Raw genomic sequence first — 23756 nt, forward strand, 5'->3', positions numbered from 1 at the left:
TCTTCATTCCGCCGCTGCAACGATTTGTTAGACATCACTTTCCTTGTACAGGATAGCAAGAATACGAGGAGCACTTTAGGAAGCAGTCAGCCGTACTTCCTGCTGTACTTGTAGAGGTTGTTGAACTTGAACAAATGCATTATAAATCGAAATTTCTGAACTAACAGCTTCAAAGCTAACAACTAAAGAATAGGGTACAGTTGCTTCTGAGTCTTTATTCCACCCCTCATGTCCAACCACCGCAATGCAGAAACCCTCACGCAGATCATAGGACTGCACTTTTGCCCAGTCCTTTTGCACGGTTCCTGTGCTTCTAGAGATCTCTTTCACGATTCCATCAATCCCCCTTGGTTTTCGCTGATCGTCGCCATTGGGTCTGAATTGTCTCTTGCCAAGAGTCCAACGAAATAATCCTTCACCCTCATCAGCATCTTGCGGTGCTTCATTATATTCTTTGAGTACTCTGTCTAGAAACTTTTGAGGATCTTCTCCTTTTTTACTACATGTCCAATCGAGCCATGTTGATAAATATTTCCTACGATGACGACGAGTACGACGAGGTTCAGCAACGTAGGACAGAGTAATCTCAATTAGAATATCAAAACCTTCACCTGGCCTTAAGAGGGCTTCTGGTATTTGAACTTGATAAACTTTAGCTTGTCGAGCGCAGATCCTTTCGTTATCTTGGGTTGTTAAGGTTACACGATTATTAGAATTACCTATAGCCCGATCAAGATTAGGAATCCCGTAACCCATTGTCCGAATGCCTTGATACAGTCTTTCAACTGACTCATTTGTCCAGTTAGGCAGACGTGCCGATTGAACGATGAGGGCGCGGTAAAGCAAGGTGCTCTCTTGAGGAAAGGTTGCTGCCAGCGTCGCTGCAATATGGGTCACTTTCGGCGCAGCAAATGAAGTGCCAACTGCATCAGCACTGACATCTTTACCACCATAAAGAGTGGATCGAACTAGTTCAGGGCAAACGGATTCTGGTTTTGTGAAACTTGGTGAAGTAGATGAGTCAATTACATAGTCTCCCCCATACTCCACTACTTCCGGTTTAATCGTGTCCCAAATTCCCAATCCCGAGCAAGAGAATGATGAAGGATAATCTGCTTCTGCTATCGATTTCAGAGGAGGATTCTGATAACTGCTATGAGATACTGAACCTACTGTCAGTGCTTGAAAACTTTGAGCAGGATTAGCGACTCGTGCAGAAGGAGACAATAAGTAATCTGGATAGCCCCGCGCAGCCTGCATGTGAGCGGAAATGGATGGTCGAGTAACAAAACTTGCATTTGCCTCAATATTGCCCGCAGCAACAATAAATAGAACATCTCCTTGTTTATCCCAAGTCAGTTTATCTATTGCCGCTGCCCAAGGAGTCATCGATTGTGTTCGACAAGGAGAGATGCCTGAAACTGAGTGATTAAAAATACGAGTTCTAGTTTGACAATAATAAAACTCTACGATTTCTTCCAGTACTTCAGGGGGAAATAGTTTTTTAGGTAGTTGGTTACCACCATCAAGAATTCTGGCGTTTTGAACCCAACATGTTGCCTGCTGAGAACCTGTTGAAGGAATTCCGTGAGGATAAAGAATGGCACCAGCTACTCTAGTGCCATGCCCGCCGCCTCCAACATAATCAGCAGTCATGTCAAGCTCTCCAGGTACCCATGATCTAGAATGTTGGGAATCGATCGCAGCCCGTAACTTTGGGTGAAGTTCTTGAACACCACTATCAATCACGCAAACTTTAGGTGCGCTCGGATCAGGCGCTTCTAATGTAAATGTTTCTCGATCAGAATCAGATTCATTAGGTGTAACTGAAGGGGCACTAAATTCATCAGGTTCACTGACATCAAAGATATATGGAAAATTAAGAACAAGATCCTTTAACCCTTTTCCGAGAATCCGAATGCGGCATGAGAAACTGTCTGGCAAGCGCGAAATGCCTATCTCGTCACCAGCTATATTTCGCAGAATTTCACCATTGTATTGGTTGATAAATTCCTGGAGTTTATCTGTGCGTTCTGAATATAGATCGTCCCAATCTTCAGGAGATAAATTGTGCTTGTCTAACCATTTATTTATGCGCTTCTGATATTTTTCATCACTCTCAGATTCTTTGCGTTTAGGGCATCTTGAATATTGTTCTTGAATGTTGATACAGGAAACGCCAATGTCTGCAATATATTCCTGTTGCTCAAGAAGTTGGCTCCACTCAGCTTTAAGACTATCGGAAAGAATATATTCTGGACGTTGAGTTCCTTCTAAGATCTCCCAAATTTCTGGAACTTTACCCCCGCCTCTCTGAGAATTGATAAACTGCTCAATCTTTTTTCTAAGTTCTGATAGCTCTGTATCAGCCGAAGCCCCGATAATATATCCCTGTTCTAAGTCCGCAACCACTTCAATTCCAAAGCTTTTTAGAGCATCTGCATCAAATAAATCAGGATCTACCTGTAGTATGAAGGATAATGCATCTGGCAGTTCAGGTTTGCCTTCTTCCTTGCGTTTTTTCTTCTCTTCTTTCCAGTTTGTGGTGATTAGATCGACTGATGATTTTAGCTTGCTGCTATGGCCCCCGGCATCCCCTCTATTTGCCAAAGTGGTTGCAGAAACTCTACCGCCACCACCCGGAGGGGCAGATGCAATTCCTTCCTTAACTAAACGAAGTGAGAGATGAGGAAATTGATTGGATCTATCAGGCATGAGAAGCTAAAACGTCTTGAATCGATTCTTCCAGATGTTCTTGAATAACTAATTCCTCTCGATCTAAGATGGCTCGTTTTGCAGCATCCTGGGCAACCCTAACAATTTGTGCAGCCGATAAATTAATCATTTTCTGCACAATCGAATCCCAATCAATTGAACCTACCTCAACGGAAGAAAGTGTCTGCTTCAGGATAGCTCTAATTTCTGGTTCTGTCGGCTTTGGTACTTCAATAGCGTCATCAAATCTTCTCCATACAGCGTCATCAAGAAACTTAGTTAGATTAGTTGCGGCAACCAGCAAACCGTTTGAGACTTCATATTCGTCAAGTAATTGCAGAAACGTATTGACCACACGCTTAATTTCTCCAACCTCTTGACTGTCCTCACGGGATTTGGCAAGAGCGTCACATTCATCAATAAAAAGCAAACAAGGAGTCGCAGCAGCAGTTTCAAATACTTCACGTAAGTTGGTTGCAGTTTCTCCTAGATAGGAAGACACCATTGCATCAAAGCGAACCTTGACCAAGGTTAATCCTGTATTCCAAGCAATGCGCTCAGCTCCCATGGTTTTACCGCAGCCTGGGGAACCATAGAGGAGAATTTTTTGGCGATAGCGTAACCCATGATGGGCAAGTCGATCACGAGCAGCATATTCCCGTTCAATGCGGCGAAATCGGGTTTCAACAGCATCCGAGAGAATCATGTGATGCCGCAAACAGTCATGAGGAACTGTAACAATAAAAGGATGATTAAATCGATGCTTACTCGATAAAAGCGTCAAAGATCGAGCGTCAGCAATTTTAGAGATAGTATGATTTGAGGTCGCTGAAGGGGTTCCTTCATGAGGAACTGCTGATAAAGCTTCGGGCTTAGAAAAGCGAGTAGTTTTCCGGACAATGTTTTCGAGCTGCTCGGCAAGACTGGTATGCCCTAGCTTCCGTTCTTCTTCAACTACAACGGACAGCATGCTCTGTATCGCCTGTGAATCTTCACTGGCAACAGCACGGAATAAACGTTTCAGCACCTCTCCCTTCATTTTGTGACCCACCGCCCACAAACATCTTCATCTGTTCTTACGATACCTAAAATTCCCCGAAATCTTAGCAAAACTTTACAAAATGTAAGCATAGCACCTTGACGGAGCACTACTGCCACCAAGAGTACATCAGGATGACGATCACAGACTCAAATTCTAAAAAAGCCTTAGGTGGACTTTCACGAATAGTTCAGGAATGGGTTAGGTGCAAAGGCAATGGTGATGTCTAACGATTGAGTTCAGCGGCGGCTAGTGAACCTTGCTTCACAACTACCTATCTTCATTTCGCCGCTGCAACGATTTGTTAGCCATCGTCAGGCTCAAAACCGCTTTAAGTTTCTACGTTGACTCAAATATATTTAAGGCGATCCTTCTTCGCTGTCAGTTGGGCCTTGCCCACTATAATAAGTTTCCCGGAGGATTTTAAGCTCTGGCAGGTCAAATATCTCAGATGGATTGCCTTGAAGAGCAAGATCTCGCGCACTTACAAGCATAGGATCATTGGCATTGACGGAAAATTCTTGCACAGCATTAGGTTCAAACTGCCCCAAAATTAATAGGTAGTTTTTCTCTAATCTGCTTGGCGGTGCTGGCTCAGAGCGAAGAGCAGTTTTTACCGCTTCAATATGCTGGTTTTGTTTGAAATCATTGTACTTGTGCCCTAAATACAGCCAAGTTTCAGTTGCCATAAGCTTTTCGGCTAGACTGACAGAATCATTTAGAGTAGTGGAAAATTGAACAATCAATTCCCATTCTTGAGTGTCAATGTCCGGCAGGAAGCGCATTGCCCGAATCGTAATCGCTTTAAGATACTCAGCAGGTTGCTCAAGGCTTTGATAATACACCAGTAAATTTCTGATTTCAGCATGATAGCCTTGTCGCGCTAAGTTTTCTAGAACATTTATGGGATCACGAATAATCCAAAAAGCTTCACGCAAAATCTCTATTAGAGTACTGATTATGTCCTCAAGACCTAAAATTGATAATCTATAGAGTGAAAAGCGAATATATCGTTGCAATTTACGCATCTCGTTTGGACTGCTGTCATCCAAATTGCGTAGTTCTTGCCAACTCTTCTGGAATAGCTCAACTAGTTCTTGACGTAATTCGTTTCTATTGCTAATCCAAACATCGTTAGCACTAGTGAAAGAGTCAACCCACTGAAGAATTACGCTAGAGGAATCGTTATTGGGTGGCTGGGTAGACTTTAATTCACCTTCCAATCCAAAGATTTCTTTTTGTTTTGATAGATCTCTATCACGACTTTTTTCACTGAATAGATACTTGTATATTTTGCGACTAAGATCTGTTTCATGTGTATGAATTTTTAATGCTTTTAGACATTGCTGATACTGCCCGATATGATGCCACCAGAGTTCGTCATTGTGATAGGCACTTGCAAAGATAGCACGATGCTCTGAGTTCAATATCCAAAGTGGATTTACAATACTATCGAATTGATCGCTCAATTTTTCCAGGCATTCATCTTCATCAGATTGACCTAAAAACAAAGCAATATCAAAAATCTTCTCTGTTTTTGTCTCATTGAGGTTCAGACCTAGATTTCTTAGCTCCTCTTTTAAAGTGCTTTCAATTACATCCATATCTTGAGAATTTGGAATGATTAGAATCATATCATCTACATAACGATGAAGCTCGACTCCCCACTCATTACCACTTCCAAATTTAGCATCTACTGAAGTTAAATAGATATTTGCATAGAAGCCTGAGCCGACACTTCCCTGTGTAATTCCTTGACCTAATTCATGCTCATCGATCTCTTTGGAAAGTAATAACCGAATTAGCCAACGCACACGTTCACTAACAGTTAGTTCTCTAGAAAGCTCATTGCAAAGCTGATCCTGAATGATTTTGGTATAGAATGATTCAATATCTGCTCTCAGGATCACACCATTAGGGTATCTGCTAGCACTGTCGCGTGCTTTCTTGATGTAGTAGCAATACGCTTGAAACCAATATTCATACAGATACTCTGTGCCTCGAATACCAGATTTTCCAGAAATTCTATATGCATAGCTACTACCTCTTAGTTGAGAAGCCTTATCACCTAATTTTTGGATAATTGCTACTGAAAGAATTTCTTCTTCAATGCGCGAAAGCCCCTTAGGACGAGAAACGCTAAAGTTCTTTGGCACTCTATATGAGATCATTTCATCCGTCAAAGCAACATCGCTAGCATAAGCACATAGTTGCTCTCGTAGCTCTCCAAGCCTTACTTCAAGACTAAGATCGAACAGACGCATTTCGGTCTCATCGCATAACGTTTCTCTTAAAAGATTATTTCTTGCTCTTGCCCAAGCTAATCTGAGATTATCAAGATTGATAACCTCATTCCATTCTTTATCTTCTTCCCTGTCAGCGCTATATACTGTTTGGAAATCAGCATAGAATTCTGTACTGTACTGTACGACGTTCTTTTGCTCTATCCAGTAACAATTGGGAGGATTTTCAAAGTACACAGTGTGATTATCTGAATTAATCTGATTAATAGTATGTCGATTCCCTACAACCTGCTGTAGAGTATTAACCATTTCTTTGATTCTTTCCTCTAAAGTAATTTCGCTATTTGTGCCTACTTGTACTTGCTTTTCCATATTCTTGGTTCCAATTGTCACAATGTGCATAATATCAATCGGAACATTTTCGATCAATTGTTTATATGCTTGAGCTTCAGCAGTACCTAGTCCAACATCATTTTCTGCTGTAGACTCATCAATATCAATACCTAAAGCTCTTAACTCTTCAAGGTTTTCCTGGCAATTTCTATAAGTTTGGCTGAATGGAGAAATAACATTAAGCTGCATAACTAAAACATTAGATAAGCATGGAGTTTGGAATGATAAAAGTTCATCTTTAAGATATCTATTAATGGGATTTATAGCATTTGGAAAACCTTCGATTACATGTTTAAAGTCAAGGTTGATTAGGTTTGCAGTTGATGACTTAAGATTTTCCATCGTCTTTTTGTAAAGTCCAATAGCACGATGGCTTGGATCAACACCGATGAAGAGAATGTTTACCTCATTTATCAGCTTTCCCTGCTCTTTTAATCGAATAACTATCTCCAAGAAAGCAGCCGAGGCAGCACCAGCCCCACAACCTATATCCAAAATACAAAACTTTTGTCGATGTCTCAACCAAGTTATGATCTGTTCTTCTCCAATAACAGAATCTAGCATGTAAGCTGCCTTAAAGTAATGCGCCGAGAAGAGAGCATAATATTGGAAAGCAATATGTTTCCAATCAGTTTCTTGCAGCTTCTGCTTTAGATTGCTGTAAGTCAAACTTTTATAGCCATCAGCATCTTGAACACTTGTTTCAATCCACTGGTGTACAGAAGTATACGCATTTATAATAAGAGGATGAAAGCAGCGATATACACGTTGTGTTTCAGTCATTGAATGTACTCCTCAGGTATTTCACGAATAAATGGACTGCGAGATTTTGAGTATCCCTTGAAATCCCTTGAGTAAGCAGATATAAATAATCTTTGCTTTGCTCTCGTCATTGCAACATAAAACAACCGCTTTTCTTCCTCTAATTTATTGTCGCGGATACTAAAAAAGCTAGGAAATTCATCCTCCGTGGCACCTGCAATAAAAACACTGTCAAACTCTAGTCCCTTGGATTGATGGACTGTAACGATAGGAACTTGATTATCATCCTGAGAAACCTGGTCTAAGTTCTTGGCAAGAGCCGTGAATTCAAGGATGCCGCGTAAAGCAGTATCAGGACGTAAAGCTAGGTCATCCCGTTCTTGAAAAATGCGTACAAGATGCCGGAGATTTTGTAGGCGTTTCTCATCTGCTTGGTAATAACTATATAGTCCAGATTCCACTAGCAACTTATCCAACAGATCTGATGGTCGTAGTGTTTGGCTAGCATCGCGCCAATCATCCATTTGCTCAGCAAGTGTTTCAAACTCATCTCCATAGCGATACACCAAAGCTTGACGGTAATCGGCTCTACGTTTAACTAACGGCACTAAAACTTCTAACAAATCAATTGTGGTTCTCACGTCATCCATTGCCTTATGGCTAGGCAGATGGGTAAGATTTAAATGCTCTGCTAATACTTCCAAGCTGTAACGATCAGACTCAATAAAGCGATTTGCCAGTTCTAATGTGTCTCCCCATTTCAGCTTTGGAACAGTAATACCAGCTTTTTGAGCTTGGGCTGTCACCATTTTGATGTCAAAGCCCACATTATGGCCGACCAGAATTGAATTTCCAGCAAACTCAAAAAACTCATTAAAAACATCCTTTGCAGATCGACCATGTTTTGACAGGAAGCGATCGCTATGTCCATGTATGCGTTCTGAGTCACCAACACTAACTGTATTTGTGATATAAGCGTGAAATTCAGCCTGTGATTTCCCTTCAATCAAGCGAATTGCAGCAATTTCAACAACCTCATCTTGACTGACTGAGAACCCTGTTGTCTCCACATCAAAGACTGTGACGACTCCAGATGAATAAGCTCTTAATAGTTCACTGAAGGGATCTCCATCGGCAAAAGTTCGACTTGATACCATGTCTATCAGGCTGAATCCGCAATTTTTCCCTTCCTCAATCACAGCTTTAACTGTGGCATCACCAATCCCACGACTCGGACGAAGCAGTATCCGACGCATGGCACCAGCATCAAAAGGATTGAGAATAAGACGCGGGTAAGCAAGCGCATCTTTTACTTCCTGACGCATGAAAAATTGGAATCGCTCAACTGTAACGCAAGGGATGCTCATACGCTCCAATGTTTGACTCACTACTTCTGTGCGTCTATGGCTGCGAGCAAGAATGGCCACTCGACTGTAGTCAAATTTTTCTTGATTACTGGCTAGCTGCTGGATTTGCTTACCAATCCATTCTGCTTCCGCTCTTTCATTATTTGCTAAATGGATTTGAATCAACTCACCCATCTCACACTCAGGTGCAGGTGTAATTTTTGTTTGTCGATGTTCAAATGAATCGGCAAAGCCAGAAGCCGCATTGAGAAGAATTTTTGTGGCTCGATAGTTCCAGGTCAAAGAATACGTTGTAGGGTTGAAATCAACATTGAATTGCTTAATGACTTCATCTGGTTCAGATCCTCTCCACTCATAAATCGTTTGATCCAGATCCCCAATCATTGCCAGGTTGCCGCTGTTAGCAGCCAAGTGCTTAACAATGTCATATTCCGACAGATGAGTGTCCTGAACTTCGTCAACTTGAACGAAATCAAACTTATCTGCCCAACGTTGGCTTATCTCCGATTCATGCTGTAACATGACCCGAAGATAAAACACAAGATCAGCGAAATCTAGAGCATGACGCTTTTGAAGGATAGCTTGATATTGAGCGGCACATTGAGCATTGTTACCGCCTAATAACGGGTATAGATTTTCGGCTAGATTGTGCAAAGATAATTGGGAACCTTCAGCTTTAACTTTGCAGTTCGCTAAGTCAAAGAATAATTGCTGAGCCTCACGATCATTCGATAAATTGAAAACTTCCTTGACTAGTTCAATAGAGTCGGCATCGTCATAAATTACAAAGTCTGCGGGCAACCCAAACTGACGAGCTTCAATCCGCAGTATAGAAGCACATAAACCATGAAAAGTATTAATCGTCAGATATTGCAATTGATCCGGGCAGTACTTCGATAACCGCTCTCTCATTTCCTTGGCGGCTCGATTTGTAAACGTTAGACAGAGAATCCGTTTAGGGGAGATGCCCTTATGAATCGCATGTAGAACTCGCTCTGCTAGTACACGAGTCTTGCCTGTCCCAACCGGAGCAAGGACTAGAATTGCGCCTTCTATGTGGCTAGCAATAGCAGTTTGCTCAAGGTTAAGCCCGTTACTAAGCATAGAGAGGAAAAAAACTTTAACGACCGATCATAGCTATAGGCATTCGGCGATGTCTTCAGTAAGCTTTAAAATTTCACGAAATTTGATGTTGTACTGACGATCCGGCTCTAGTGGCTAGTTTTTAAACAGCCAATCTATGGATCCTATATATTTTCTGGCAGCAAAAGCCTCAACAAGCAACTCAGAGGGCTAACAACTTATTATACTGAAACTTTCCGTATATCTACCCCACACAAGGTAAATACCCCGAAACTTTCCATGTATCTACCCCATAGAGCAGATTATACTGAAACTTTCCGTATAAACATCCCGCTCAGGTGTGTTACCCCGAAACTTTCCGTATAAATTCAGAATCCTATACGGAGATTGCCGTGTGATATTAAGGACATTCCTGAAATCCGTTACTTGATTTGCTATGTCCTCTCAACCCAAATTGCTTGATCAAGTTCGGGACGTGCTGCGGTTGAGGCACTATTCTTACGAAACGGAAAAAAGTTATATCCATTGGATCAAGCGCTTCATTAGCTTTCATCAAATGAAACCGCCTCGGGAGATGGGCGCTGCTGAAGTGGAAGCATTTTTGACTCATTTAGCAGTGCAGAAAAATGTCGCGCCTTCAACCCAAAATCAAGTGCTCAGCGCTTTGATATTTGGTAGTCCTAAAGGTGTAAGGATGCATTGTAGTGGTGAATAAACAGCCAAATAGCACCGATGTGATTCTCTAACTTTTTCGAAAACGAGAGTGTCTTCTGAACTAAACGTGAAACCCGTTGTCGCATCGTACAGTTGAATCGCTCAATATAACTGGTTTTGCCCCTCTCTTTGCCGACAGGTTGATGTCGCTTGCTGGGAAATACCAGTGCATAGGCTTCCAGAAATCAGTGTAAGCCACCGCACACTGCCGATAGACCGCTGGTAGAGAATCCCATAGTCCTTGGGCACCTGCTTCAGACCGATCGCCAATATAAGCGCCCACAATCTCTCGGGTATTGACATCCAGCGCTAACCAAATCCACGGCTTATTCCCTTTATGACCCACAAATGACCACATCTCGTCACATTAAAGGGGCAACGTGCTTTTTTTTGGGCGGACACTTCCACTGGTTGAGGAACGGCTTCATATTTTCGGTTGACATAGCCCTGGAGCCAGACTTCAGAGACATCACAAACCCTGGCAATGTCAGCCAGCGGAATCTTTTCCAACAAAAGCTGATCCACCAAGTCTTGGGTCTGCTGAGAGATCAGCTTTTGTTGGGGGTCTTTGACAAACTGACGGCCACAATCCTTGCACCGATAATTTTGCTTACCGTTATGAATAAGGCCATTCTTAACGATTTTTGAGGATTGACAGCTAGGACAGTTCATCGGCTTTTAAGATACATTGAGACTTCTTTCTCAATTGTATCTTTACACCTTTAGGACTACCAAATTAGAAATTAATCTAGGATGGGGACTATGTGGTTAATTCTTGAATACCTTTTGCCAGTCTATCTATGCCTAAAGATGCATTTTCTAGGGTGAGACTACCATAGGAAATTCTCAGATAACAGCCATCCTGCATCCCGAAGGACTGACCTGGAAGGGTAGCCACCTTATTCTTTTCGATTAACTGTTTCACTAACGCTAAATCTGATAACTCCGAATTGACCTTGAGAAAGAAATAAAATGCTCCATTAGGAACAACAATTTGACAGCTTTCAGGTAAAGCTTTTAGCTTTTGAAGAATCCTCTCTCTGACTTTCTCAATGGCTGATACATGTCTAGAAAGATAAGTCTTGTCAGCATCCAATGCACCTACGGCGGCATGTTGAGAGATGACTGGCGGACAAATTAGATTAGTGTCTTGTATTTTTAGAATGGATGGCAATAGCTTTTTAGGAATTACCATATACCCAATGCGCCAACTGGCAAACCCATAGGTTTTAGAAAGGCTGAAGAGAGAAATGGTGTGGGGCGTACTGTTGGGAAATGAGGCGGGAGATGTATGGCTGACTTGATCGTACGTAAAATATTCATAGGCTTCGTCACTAATGTGATAAATGCCTGCATCCTGGCAGATTTGATTGATTTCTTTGAGGGTGGCAGCATCATAAACCACACCTGTAGGATTATTAGGCGAAATGGTAACTATAGCCTTGGTTTTTGGGGTAATTGCTTGGTGTAAGGCATCTATGCGTGGCTGATATTGATCATCAGTCTGAACGGATATGGGCTCGCAATTAATCATGCGAATGGCCATCTCATGATTAAAGTAATAGGGAGTGTTTAAGATGATTTCATCTCCGGCATGGGTAATGGCTAATATGGCATTTAAGAACCCCATGTTGCTGCCAGCAGAGACGACAATACAGTTGTCATTGCCGATGTCGATGTGATTGTCTTGACGTAATTTTGTTTGGATGCCGCTTAATAGACTGGGAATGCCAATGGTTGATTGATATTTATGTGATTGGGGCTGTTCTAAAAAATCTTGAATCGCTGCGATCGCACCCTTAGGTGGATCATAGGAAACAACTCCTTGATCTAAAGGAATCGTGCCAGGATTTTTGTGGATCAGTTCTTTTATTAACGGAATGATAGGCGTCTGTATACTGTGCATCCGAGAGTATGCGGTATTTGTAGTGTCAGCCATCTAAAGATATGAGTACCCTCAAGATAATTCTTCTGCTTGTCTATATTACCTATGGGGAAACGGATGCAGTTGTGAATAAAGAGGGGGGCCTTTGACTGCCATGGCCTATGGCAAGTAAATTTAGACTGAATGTTCCTTTGCCTATTCCTGATATCTTGTAAACAAACGCATTTTTTGGTGCAGTGTGGTCCCGATTCGTGACGAAAACCCGGTTCAGATTACGCCCTACGTAACTTATGGGCTAATCACCTTGAACGTATTAGTCTTTATCTATGAACTGACGCTGTCATCGCCCATGGAGCTGACGGCGTTATTCCACACCTGGGCCGTAGTCCCAGAACAGCTAACCGAAAGCTTTTGGGGTGGTCGGTCAATCCCGTTTGATATCTATGAATGGTCCACCCTCTTTACCAGTCAATTCCTCCATGCCGGTCCCCTGCACCTGGCGGGGAACATGCTGTACCTATGGATTTTTGGCAATAATGTCGAAGAACAGCTGGGCCGGGTGCGATATCTGCTGCTCTATCTGGGGTGTGGTGTCCTAGCTGCCTTGACCCAGTGGTACTTTGGTATGTTTTCTGAAGTGCCGTCCTTGGGAGCCAGCGGTGCGATCGCAGGTGTCATGGGAGCTTACATCTTCAAATTTCCCACCGTTCGGATTCTGACTCTGGTGCCCTTGGGGGTGATTTTTTTGCCCCTCAGGATTCCAGCCATTTTTTACCTAGGCTTTTGGTTTCTACAGCAGGCAGCCTATGGTATCGCGAGTCTTAGTGTGCCGACCAATGTGGGGATGGCGGACGGTGGCGTTGCCTACTGGGCCCATGCCGGTGGATTCATCTTTGGTGCTCTTCTGGGACCAGCCCTGGGGTTATTTGAAAATTCTAGCGAAGAGATTCAGCAAGCGTAGATCAGGCCATCTGTGAAATAGACCCTAGGGTGTTTTGATTGAGAGGTTGTTGAATATCATAGCGGCCCTGAAAAACTTGACCTTTCAAGCTCAACTTCAACCTGTTGTTCAGGTGTCATGGGCCTAGTCTAGGGTAGCTTTTTGGGAAGGTTGGGTGCAGTTCTCCCAATGGTAAAGGTGGATACATGAGGTGGGTGATCAGGTCATTTTGAGACGATTGACCATGGGTATTGGGTAGCGATCGCAAACCATTTCCACATTGCCCTTACGTCAAAATCCATCTGGGCAGCACACCACTCAACCTATGACGTAACCCATATCGGTCTAATCCGGCACATGGCTTGAGATTGAGCGTTACCCAACGCGCGAGCCGATTATTTTCCGCTGGTTTAGCTGCTAAGCAACCCTACAACCATCGTCAAAATCTACCCTGTTCGGTTACCTGGCCAATTGCTTGAAACCTCTGAGAATGGTAAAACTAGCACCCATGGGTTGTATTTGAAATCGATCCAAATTTTGGCTCGGTTAGAATACGCCATCGCGGTTCGTTAGCGCATCGGAGATCCCTTATGTCGGTTCAGTTTTTAGGTAGGCGTCTTTGGTCAAGACCACTACGCGCCTTGGGTTACTACATTGGTCTATTTAGTCTTTGCCTTGTGTTTGCTGTGGCCTGTGGTGGCGGTGCCGATCCAGAACCCTCGACCCCGGCTGCAGACAACGGACGCATCACCGTGGGTACCACCCTCAGTGCCCGTACCCTAGACCCGGCCGATGCCTACGAAATTTTCCCAGGCATTTTGCTATACAACCTGGGGGATCGCCTATATACCTATGCACCGGGAACCACCACCCTAGAACCGCAGCTGGCGACGGAGATGCCTACCATTTCTGAGGACGGCCTGACCTATACGATTCCCTTGCGTGAAGGGGTCAAACTCCACGATGGTTCTGCTTTCAATGCCGAAGTGATGGCGTTTTCCATTCAGCGTTTTATGGAAAATGGTGGCCGTCCGGCGTTCTTGCTATCGGAAAAAATTGAGAAGGTTGAGGCCACCAGTGAGTATGAACTGACCATTACGCTCAAACAGCCGTTTGCCGCCTTCACCTCGTTACTGACCTTTTGGGGTGTGACGCCTGTTCCACCCGAAACTTACACCATTGGTGAAGCCCAGTTTAAGCCTGAAGAATTTACCGGTTCTGGACCCTATAAGCTGGCCTCCTTCAGTAGCGATGTGATCAAACTGGATGCAAACCCTGACTATTGGGGAGATGCACCAGGCAATCAGGGGATCGATATTCAGATTTTCACCAGCCCCGCGAACCTTTACAACACGTTTCAGTCGGGCGGTGTAGACGTGGCCTACCAAACCCTCGATCCTGAACAGATTGCTGCCTTGGAGCGGGATGCGGATAAGGGCGGTTGGAATGTCATCGAAGCCGGTTCCACTGTTGTTAACTACATGTCCCTTAACCAAAAAATTCCGCCTTTTGATGATGTGAATGTGCGCAAAGCCGTGGCGGCGATGATAGACCGTAATCTGATCAATGACCGGGCCTTCCAAGGCCAGGCAGAACCACTCTATAGCCTTATTCCTAAGAGCTTTGAGGTATCTGAGCCCGTGTTTGAAAAGGCCTACGGTGACGGTGACTATGAAAAGGCCAAGACATTGCTCAAAGAGGCGGGTATTACTGAGGCGAATCCGCTGGAGTTTGAGATTTGGTACCCCACCTCTTCCACCACCCGTAGCGTGGTTGCCAACACCCTGAAGGAGGCGATTGAGGCTAATTTACCTGGCCTGGTCAAGGTGCAGGTGAATACGGCAGAATCTGCCACCCTTTGGGAAAATGTGGAGAAAGGCATTTATCCCAGCGTGTTGGCCAACTGGTACCCGGACTATTTTGACCCTGACAATTTTGTGCAACCGTTTTTGAGCTGTAACAAAGGTTCGGAAGCAACCCTATGCGAGGAGGGGGCAACTCAGGGCAATGGTTCGTTCTACTACAGTGACAAGACCAATGACTTGTTAGCTAAGCAAAGTGCGGAACTGGATGAGTCGGCGCGCAATGGCTTGTTTAAGGACCTGCAACAGGCGATGGTGGATGATGTGCCCTACATTCCCATGTGGCAAAACAAGGATTATGTGTTTTCCGCTGCGGGTGTAGAGGGCGTTGCCATTGAGCCTAATCAGCAATTTTTGCTGTGGCAAATCAGTAAAGCTGTGGCAAATCAGTAAATAAGTGATTGGGTTTTCCTGTAAGGGGACGGATTGCAATCCATGCCTCTACGGGAAAACCATGTTAACTATTGGGGAAATTCATGTCATCTCGGTCCAATGCACTGCGTTATTACGTTCTGTCGCGGTTGATGCTGGCACCGTTGATGATCTGGACGATCACCACGGTGGTATTTTTGCTCATGCGGGCGACGCCGGGGGACCCGGTGGATGCGCTGTTGGGGCCACGGGCACCGATTGAGGCGAAGGATGCGCTGCGATCGCAACTTGGCCTCGACAAACCCCTATTTATCCAGTACCTCGACTACCTGGGGCATCTACTGCGGTTCGACCTGGGCAGTTCCATTGCCAGCCAAGGCCAAACCGTCTGGCAAATCATCGGCGATCATTTCCCCGCCACGGTCGAACTCACCATCTGTGGCCTAGCCGTAGCCGCCATCGTCGGCATGACCGTCGGCTCCATTGCCGCTTCCCGGCCCAATACCCCCATTGACTTAGGGGGCAGGCTGTTTGGCATTCTCACCTACGCTACCCCCATGTACTGGTTTGGCATGATTTTGCAGCTAGTCTTTGCGGTCCAGCTGCGGTGGTTTCCCATCGGCACCCGCTTTCCCCTAGCCCAAAGCCCGCCTGATGGCCCCACGGGGCTCTACCTGCTCGACAGTCTACTCCATGGCAATCTGTCCCAATTTGGGACCTCCGTCTATCATCTAGCCCTACCCAGTCTGACCCTAGGTGTTTTGATCAGTGGCGTGTTCGAACGCATGGTCAGGGTCAACCTGAAGCAAACGCTACGGGCTGACTATGTTGAAGCCGCCCGCGCCCGAGGTATCCCTGAATTTCGCATCATCACTGTCCACGCCCTCAAAAATGCCCTGATTCCCGTCATCACCATCCTGGGATTAACATTCGCATCCTTGCTGGGAGGGACTGTTTTAACGGAAGTCACCTTTTCATGGCCCGGTTTAGCTAACCGTTTCTTTGAAGCCATCTCTCAGCGCGATTACGAAGTGGTGCAGGGCCTAATGACATTTTTCGGCACCATTGTTGCCCTAGTGAGTATCGCTATCGACATCCTCAATGCCTATGTGGATCCCAGAATTCGATACTGACGGCACGTCAGTCCCCTACAAATGTGGGTAGGTATTTTTATTATATAAATGTCCAATGCAAAGAATTGAGTTTTGTAATATTCTTGAGTCTATACCTTGACCTGAAGCGGTAGATTATTCATGCGTTTTACAGTGCATCCCTTGAGGAAGCCCGTAGCTCTATTCGCCCATCGTTGGGAGTCTATACCAGGCCTGGCCCAAGGTTTTGGGGTAAATACTATCGTTCAACTCGTTCAACCTTTAGCGTTAGGGTTAGGGGTCTTAATTTTTTCGGTCAGCCTGGGCAGTGACCTGACTCCAGTAACGCAAAGCGTCCAGTTTCAGTCCCCGGAACCCCATCAACATCAAGCATCCGAGTCACCATTGCCCCTGTCTGTCCCCAGAGCACGGCCACATCAGTGGCGACTCACAGGAGCCGCAATGACGAATCATCACCTGACAGCTGCCCACTTCTTTGGCCATCGTTCCTTAAGCTCCCTTTCTGCCGAAACCCATGAAACTTCTAAGCAAGGGGCGTAACGTCTCACTTTTTGCTGCTACAGCTATGATTTAGTGAGGTCTTGGTTATGATTGTTAATATGCCTCCTAATTTTGATGCTAAACAAAACTTGAAGGCCTGGCGACAGCTGATCTGTGGCTGGGTTACAGTTGGTATGTTCTGTCTGTTGCCGATTGTTCCTGTCTTAGCTCAATCAGAAGATTGTAGCTTTTTCGCATCTCCTCAAGATTTGAATACCTTTGAAGGGGAGGATAGCAGAGTTGTTATTGGGCAGGTGGAAAGTCGCCCCTACGTTGTTCTCTTAACCCATGATTTTCAGGATAACTTGCCTGCTATCCGCGCTTGTATTCCTGATGCATTTTTGACATCCTCCAGATTAGGTAGCTATATCCAAATCGCGTCTTTTAGTAATTATCGTGATGCCAGAAATCTGGCCAATCAAATTAATAATTCTCTTGATGTTAACGTACGAGTAATACACTATAGTCGCTTAGGTCTATAGTCATCATCACTTGAAGATCTCAGCCAAGTGCAGTAACTCTGCACCCTTGCTTAGAAGAGTGTCTCGGCCAAATGGCCTGAATTCCCAGCCATTGTAATGAAGCAGAAGATTGTTGCGAGAAAGGCGTGTCATGATGTCAGTAATCTGTTCACAGTATGTATGGAAGGGCCTCTAAAGATGATTAGGCTAAATTGCAACATACTATCTCCTCGTTTACGCCCGCAACGTCTTGCTTTGCTGGTTGGTTTGGCGGTGATAACTGTGGGACTTACTGCTGAAATAAGTGCTAGTCCTCTCACGGTTCGTGTAAATCGATGGCTAGAACTGCGCAACTTTAGTGGTGCTGTTGACTCTCGTCAGAATGGCCAGTGGCGTCAAGCGCAGATCGGTGACCGATTGAGAACAGTAGGTGATGGCCTACGTACTGGAGCAGGATCATTAGCTCGCCTCGCTGTTGATACTCAGGTCGGTTTTGTGAGTTTGTCTGAAAACACAACACTCACTGTCAGTCAGCTATATACGACTTCCAGCGGAGGCAAGGTAACTGAACTGGATGTTCCCCGAGGTCAAGCCAGGGTATTTGTGAGGCCCTTTACTAATCCAGAGTCTCGACTAGAGATTCGTACACCAGCAGGTGTGAATGGTGTGCGTGGTACAGATTTTGGTATTGCAATTCAACCCAGCGGTCGTTCATCATTAGTTGTTGAAGAAGGGAGTGTGGCTGCGTCCGCCCAGGGTCAGTCGGTGGCAGTAAATTCTGGGTTTCAAAATTTCACGATTCCAGGGGAGCCGCCTTCTGATCCGATGCCGATTACTGAAAATCCGAACTTAAACATTCGACGAGTGGACCCTCAACGTCGTAATGGTGAGGAGATTGTGTTGTTAGAAGGCACAACCTTTTTTGTGAATTTACTGGTTATTGACGGTGTCACGCAAGAAATTATTGCTGATGAGAATGATGAACAGATAGGTAACTTTGCATTAGAGGTGCCACTACCTGCAGATAAACGCATTGAGGTAACAGTTACTACTCCTCTTGGTAAAGTTCAGATCTATGATGTGGTCGTTCGCTAGTTGGCACAAGTTTTTACATCGCTGTGAACCTCTGCTTCCAGGGTTTTTGCTGAGCGGTATCATTGTTGGTTTATCTTCTGTTGGTGCTTTTGAACATCTTGAGCACCTGTCTGCTGATTCTTTGACTCGTTTGCGGGGAGAAAGACCCTGGAGTGATGAGTTGTTGGTGATTGGTATTGATGAGCATACCTTGGATGATTTAGGTCCGTTTCCCTTGGCCCGAAGGTATTATGCTGACTTACTAAAAGTCTTGTCTGAAGCGGATGCCAGCATCGTGACCTTTGATATTTTGATGACTCATGATAGTCCCGACAATGCAGAACTGGCTGAAGCAATGGTTGCCTATAAAAATAATGCTGTTGTGCTTGCTGCAGCTACAAATAAAGAAGGGCGCTTTCTAGAATCGACTCAATCGTTATTGGATAGCGCGATTGCTACTGGTCATATTAATCAAGCGTTTGACACTGATGGTATTACTCGCCGTCATATTCTCTACACTTATGACAACCATTCGCTGGCATCGGCAACGGCTAAGACTTATAGCTTGACAACCGATCTGATTACTTTGCCACAAGAACAGCAGATATATATCAATTGGCCAGGGGCTATTGAAAATATCTCCTATGCTAGTTTGGTCGATGTACTGACTGGAAAGATTCCATCAGAAAGGCTCAAAGATAAAATCGTTTTTGTTGGTTCGACAGCCACTGCCGAAGATCAACAATTACGCACGCCTTTTGATTCAAAAGATCCGGTTTGGGGTGTTTATGTTCATGCAGCTGTTATGGACAATCTGCTAGAGCAGAACTGGTTGAGAGTACCAGATAAACGCTGGGTTTTATTGGCTATTTTATTGGCTGGTCCACTCATGAGCTGGGGGCTTAAGGGGCGATCATTCCTTGGCCAGATAGTGCTTTGGGCAGGTTGTGTGAGTCTTTGGTTTTTGTTGTGTTTAGGAGTTCGATATCAAAATATCGTGTTGCCACTGGCAACACCGATTGTCCTGCTAAGCCTGACAGAAGGCCTGATTGTTTTTACCGACCGTTTACGGAGTAGTGCCATACTCCAGGCACGAAATGAGTTTCTAGGTACCATGAGCCATGAGCTGCGGACGCCGCTCAATGCCATTATTGGTATTTCTGAGATGATGCAGGAAACCCATCTTGATCCTAGGCAACGAGAATTTAGTTCCACTATTCAAAATAGTAGTCAGGCGCTGTTGGCATTGATTAATGATGTGCTGGACTTTTCTAAAATTGAGGCAGGTAGACTGGTATTGGAAGAGCATCCTGTTAATCTGCGCAACGCCATTGAGGAGAGTTTAGATATTGTTTCTACCCGTGCTGCGAATAAGCCCCTGGAGCTAGTCTATATGGTGGATCCTCAGACTCCAGCGGTCATTGTGAGTGATCCGATCCGATTGCGGCAGATTTTACTCAATCTGCTCAGCAATGCGGTGAAGTTTACGGAGGAAGGTGAGGTAGCTGTGATTTTGCAGCCAGCTGCTAATGATGAGTTAGGGGCTCCAGTTACTCGTTGGACCCATTCGACAGAGCAGTCCATACTGTTGCTCTTTGCTGTTCGAGATACGGGTATTGGTATTCCAGCAGATCGGATTGGCCAAATTTTTGAACCGTTTCGGCAAGCGAGTACGTCTACTACCCGGAAGTATGGGGGTACTGGTTTAGGCTTAACAATTAGCAAGCGTCTGGCTGAAAACATGGGGGGCCGTTTGTGGGTGGAAAGTGAACTCAATCAGGGTAGTACGTTTTTCTTTACGATTCGTGCCCAGGTGGATCCTGTGACGGTTCAACCAGAACAGCCTGAAGCTCTTGCGGCCTGGGCTCATCAACGGATATTAGTGGTTGATAAAAACAGTACCCGTCGTACGGCATTGGCCTGGCAGTTAGAGGCTTTGGATATTGAGCCGATATTTACCCGTAGCGTGGCGGAAGCTTTACTCCTCATACAGCAAGGTCAACAATTTGATGGTGTGATTTTAGATGCTGCGATCACTAAACTTGATAGCATGAGTGCAGTTGAGTCGTTGCGACAGGCTATGGATAAGTCCATCATGCCCCTGATTGTGCTGGCGGATATTCAGGAAAAGCTCAGTCACAGCGAACGAGATGATGTGGCCATGGTTTGGAAGCCCGTCAAGCAGGCTGCCCTCTATAGAGCGCTGATGCAAATTCATCCAACACAGGCTACCGTAGCCATGTCTCGCCCTGACCCATCGGATATCGCTGATGGGGCTGAAGAGTTGAACGTTAGTTTAAAGGTCCTGGTTGCGGATGATAATCCAGTTAACCAGCGGGTAGCCCAGCACATGCTGCAATTGTTAGGTCATCAAGCTGATATGGTGTCAACCGGCGGAGAAGCATTTGAAGCGGTTGAGCAGGGAGACTATGATGTGGTTTTGATGGATATGCGGATGCCGAATATGGGTGGTGTCGAAGCAACTCGCTGCATTCGTCAGCTGGGCCAGAAAATTTCTCAGCCTTGGATTATTGCCATGACGGCTAATGCTAGTTCGGAAGATCGTGACCGTTGCCTGAAGGTAGGGATGAACGACTATTTGAGTAAACCTATCCGTCGCGATAGTCTATCCCAAACCTTGATGAATGTTAATAAGTCTTCTGTGTCTATGACCTAAGTGGGTCCACCCGATCAGACACCCCCATTGCCACCGAACAGGTTAGGAATTCTCTAGCTAACTAGAGAACGCTGCTTAATTTTATGCTGTTCCACTGGGGCTTCGGCTTCGGCCATGGATCGGATGCGGAGCATTTTGTGGAATACGTTGAACTGATACACCATGGCATTGTCCGCATCTAATGCGGTTAGCCAACCACTTTTGGGGTGATAGGCACCCGTGTCAATGTCTAACCAGCTCGGGCCTTTGGCGATTTCTCCAGGGGCAATACCCGGTAGGGTAAAGGTGATGGTGTGGCCAGTGATAATCAGTTTGTCGGGGAAATAGGGTTTTGTATGGCTATGGAAGCTGTCACGGATCCAGCAGTATTCGTGGCTGGTTTGTTCTGCGATGGTGTGTTGGGGATTTAAACCGGCGTGGACTAGCCAAATGTCGCCTAGATCAAGGTAAAACGGTAAGTCTTTAATCCAATGGAGATGATCAAACAGATCGTCAACACTGGTGTAGCTAGAGAGGGTGGATTGACCGCCGCTATATAGCCAGCCCTGGAATGCGGGCATATGGGCTTCACCGTTGGGGAAGGCTTCCAGCAGCAACTGCTCGTGGTTGCCCATGACGCATTGATAATTATTTTGGCGTACATAATCGATCACCTGGCGGCTTTGGGGGCCTCGATCGATCAGATCGCCGACGCAATAGATTTGGTCCTGGCTACCTGGGGCCACTGCTTCCATCAGCTGCATTAACCCGTCATAATGGCCGTGAATGTCACCAATAAAAATACGACGGGTCATAACAGGGTTGGATGTGATGTGAATAGGATATCTACTGATCGGGGGAGAGGTGACGATTGGATAAAGTATAAAACGTTACTATTGCTCGATTACCAGGATGTATGTGAGTTTAGTATGCCTTTCCTATAGCTATAGACAACAGGTTGGTTGGTCGGATTTTCCAAGGCTTTAAGTAAGGTTTACAACAGCAACAGATGTAGTTGTAAAAATTGATTTGGCGATGGGATGGAGAATGTTCTAAACTACAGATATCATTCTGGTGGATTAGACGGTCTGAGTCTGATGTTTGGAGTTACTCAAAAGTTGCTCATCAGTGTAATCTTTAATACACCATTCTAGCGATTGTCCTCTATTTTTATCAACCAGCGTATATTTAGGATTCTAATACCCAGGCCCTAGATTCAGTTCTGACCCGTTTGGGTGCCTTTAGTTGTGGTGTGTTGAGCAGTCTATGGATATGGGCTAGCTGATGGCTTGTTAGATCTTGTCATTGGCTAAGGGGCTACCGTCAGGGGCTTCCAGGGTAAATCCCGCATCCGTGACCATGGCGTAGTCCTGGTCGGCGCTTTGGCCCGCTGTGGTGAGATAATCGCCGACAAAAATGGAGTTGGCTGGGTAAAGGGCTAGGGGTTGTTGCGATCGCAAATGCACTTCCCTCCCCCCCGCAATCCTAATTTCCTGGGATGGCAGTAAAAAACGAAACAGACATAAGATCCGTAGGCAGCGCTGGGGCGTCAGTTCGCTCAGCTGGGCAAAAGGCGTTCCTGCAATGGGAATTAAGAAATTCACCGGTACGCTGGTGACATTCAGTTCCCGTAGGGACTGGGCCAGATTGATAATATCGTCGTCCGATTCCCCCATGCCCAAAATACCGCCGGAGCAGGTGGTCAACCCTGCGGCCTGGACCGCTTTGACCGTCGATAATCGGTCCTGATAGCCATGGGTGGTACAGATATCTTCGTGATGGGCTTCGGATGTATTCAGATTGTGGTTAACCCGATCCACCCCTGCGGCCTTGAGCTGATGGGCTTGGTCTTCGTTCAACAGCCCCAGGGTGGTACATACCCGCATGGGGTAGTCGGCTTTCACGGCCCGCACGGCATCTAAAATTTTCTCGAATGTCTGGGGTGCGGGGGTGCGGCCCGAAATGGCCATGCAAAAGGTGCCCGCCTTGAGCTGGTGGGCTCGTTCGGCGGCGGCCAAGATCCGGTCTTTGGCCATCAGGGGATATTTTTCAATTTCTGCCGATGAAATTTTTGATTGTGAACAATAATGGCAGTCTTCGGGGCAGAGGCCGCTCTGGGCATTGAGTAAAAAGTGCAGCCGGACCCGATTGCCCCAATAGTGATGACGGACTCGGTAGGCTGCTGCGAGCTGGGCCAAAAGCTCTGTGTCGTCAGCCTGTAACACCCTCAGGGCATCTTTACGGTCAATCGCTTGACCAGCGAGGGCCTGCTCAGCTAGTAGGTTCCAATTAACTGAGGTGTGTACGGCTTGAATCATCCTAAGGCTCCTTTTGAAAATGGGCGCAGCGGGCTGCGCCCATCCTCTACGGTAATACGAGACGGGACCGGCGCACTAAAACAGGTCCAGAACCAGCAATTATAAATTCAAAATGTAATATTTGATACAGACGCGCGTGCCCAGTAAATGGGTTTTAAGAAATAGTTGAAACCTAGCGTGTGGGTCGGGTGCATCTCTATGGAAAATATCGGCATCAGCC

15 protein-coding genes and 1 pseudogene are annotated in these 23756 nt (G+C 45.4%); 8 read left to right on the plus strand and 8 right to left on the minus strand.

Annotated features, from left to right (window positions below; translation table 11 throughout):
• Nucleotides 1–75: 75 nt before the first annotated feature.
• From VB741_RS20110 to VB741_RS20125, 4 genes are all read right to left on the minus strand, one after another.
• The gene (locus tag VB741_RS20110; RefSeq protein ID WP_323366989.1) at nucleotides 76–2715 is read right to left on the minus strand and encodes a S8 family peptidase; all 2640 of its coding nucleotides are present in this window, start codon (nucleotides 2713–2715) and stop codon (nucleotides 76–78) included.
• The gene (locus VB741_RS20115) at nucleotides 2708–3754 is read right to left on the minus strand and encodes an ATP-binding protein (protein ID WP_323366990.1); all 1047 of its coding nucleotides are present in this window, start codon (nucleotides 3752–3754) and stop codon (nucleotides 2708–2710) included. The genes VB741_RS20110 and VB741_RS20115 overlap by 8 nt, the downstream gene beginning before the upstream one ends.
• A gap of 359 nt (nucleotides 3755–4113) precedes the next feature.
• Nucleotides 4114–7173, minus strand: coding sequence for a reverse transcriptase domain-containing protein (locus tag VB741_RS20120; protein WP_323366991.1), 3060 nt, complete (start codon nucleotides 7171–7173; stop codon nucleotides 4114–4116).
• On the minus strand, nucleotides 7170–9623 hold the full coding sequence (locus VB741_RS20125; RefSeq protein WP_323366992.1) for a 3'-5' exonuclease: 2454 nt from the start codon (nucleotides 9621–9623) through the stop codon (nucleotides 7170–7172). The genes VB741_RS20120 and VB741_RS20125 overlap by 4 nt, the downstream gene beginning before the upstream one ends.
• A 415-nt stretch (nucleotides 9624–10038) precedes the next feature.
• Here VB741_RS20125 and VB741_RS20130 point away from each other — a divergent pair, with 415 nt between their 5' ends.
• Nucleotides 10039–10317, plus strand: a complete 279-nt coding sequence (locus VB741_RS20130; protein WP_323366993.1) for a phage integrase N-terminal SAM-like domain-containing protein — start codon at nucleotides 10039–10041, stop codon at nucleotides 10315–10317.
• Here VB741_RS20130 and VB741_RS20135 read toward each other — a convergent pair.
• Both VB741_RS20135 and VB741_RS20140 read right to left on the minus strand, forming a co-directional pair.
• Nucleotides 10283–10988 (minus strand): annotated as a pseudogene (locus VB741_RS20135) (IS1 family transposase). The gene VB741_RS20130 and the pseudogene VB741_RS20135 overlap by 35 nt on opposite strands.
• A gap of 88 nt (nucleotides 10989–11076) precedes the next feature.
• Entirely contained in the window at nucleotides 11077–12255 is a 1179-nt protein-coding gene (locus tag VB741_RS20140; RefSeq protein WP_323366994.1) for a pyridoxal phosphate-dependent aminotransferase, read from the minus strand.
• A 184-nt stretch (nucleotides 12256–12439) separates the two neighbouring features.
• Between VB741_RS20140 and VB741_RS20145 the strand changes: the two genes are divergently transcribed.
• The 7 genes from VB741_RS20145 (at nucleotide 12440) to VB741_RS20175 (ending at nucleotide 21239) form a co-directional block, all read left to right on the plus strand.
• A complete protein-coding gene (locus tag VB741_RS20145; RefSeq protein ID WP_323366995.1) occupies nucleotides 12440–13162 on the plus strand; it encodes a rhomboid family intramembrane serine protease in 723 nt (240 codons plus the stop codon).
• A gap of 569 nt (nucleotides 13163–13731) precedes the next feature.
• Nucleotides 13732–15396, plus strand: a complete 1665-nt coding sequence (locus VB741_RS20150) for an ABC transporter substrate-binding protein (protein ID WP_323366996.1) — start codon at nucleotides 13732–13734, stop codon at nucleotides 15394–15396.
• 83 nt (nucleotides 15397–15479) lie between these two features.
• On the plus strand, nucleotides 15480–16508 hold the full coding sequence (locus VB741_RS20155; RefSeq protein WP_323366997.1) for an ABC transporter permease: 1029 nt from the start codon (nucleotides 15480–15482) through the stop codon (nucleotides 16506–16508).
• A 120-nt stretch (nucleotides 16509–16628) separates the two neighbouring features.
• Nucleotides 16629–17027 (plus strand): hypothetical protein, encoded by a 399-nt coding sequence (locus tag VB741_RS20160; RefSeq protein WP_323366998.1) that lies wholly within the window; start codon nucleotides 16629–16631, stop codon nucleotides 17025–17027.
• Between the two features lie 47 nt (nucleotides 17028–17074).
• Nucleotides 17075–17509, plus strand: coding sequence for a hypothetical protein (locus tag VB741_RS20165; protein ID WP_323366999.1), 435 nt, complete (start codon nucleotides 17075–17077; stop codon nucleotides 17507–17509).
• A 261-nt stretch (nucleotides 17510–17770) separates the two neighbouring features.
• A complete protein-coding gene (locus VB741_RS20170; protein WP_323367000.1) occupies nucleotides 17771–18583 on the plus strand; it encodes a FecR family protein in 813 nt (270 codons plus the stop codon).
• Nucleotides 18567–21239: a CHASE2 domain-containing protein gene (locus VB741_RS20175; RefSeq protein WP_323367003.1), complete on the plus strand. Its 2673-nt coding sequence runs from the start codon at nucleotides 18567–18569 to the stop codon at nucleotides 21237–21239. Before VB741_RS20170 ends, VB741_RS20175 begins: the two co-directional genes overlap by 17 nt.
• Nucleotides 21240–21292: 53 nt before the next feature.
• Here the strand turns inward: VB741_RS20175 and VB741_RS20180 are convergent, their stop codons facing one another.
• Both VB741_RS20180 and bioB read right to left on the minus strand, forming a co-directional pair.
• Nucleotides 21293–22033: a metallophosphoesterase gene (locus VB741_RS20180; RefSeq protein WP_323367001.1), complete on the minus strand. Its 741-nt coding sequence runs from the start codon at nucleotides 22031–22033 to the stop codon at nucleotides 21293–21295.
• Between the two features lie 477 nt (nucleotides 22034–22510).
• The gene (gene bioB / locus VB741_RS20185) at nucleotides 22511–23536 is read right to left on the minus strand and encodes a biotin synthase BioB (RefSeq protein WP_323367002.1); all 1026 of its coding nucleotides are present in this window, start codon (nucleotides 23534–23536) and stop codon (nucleotides 22511–22513) included.
• Between the last annotated feature and the right edge of the window lie 220 nt (nucleotides 23537–23756).

It is taken from the genome of Leptothoe sp. PORK10 BA2 (assembly GCF_034932105.1).
Taxonomy (GTDB): Bacteria; Cyanobacteriota; Cyanobacteriia; order Phormidesmidales; family Phormidesmidaceae; genus Leptothoe.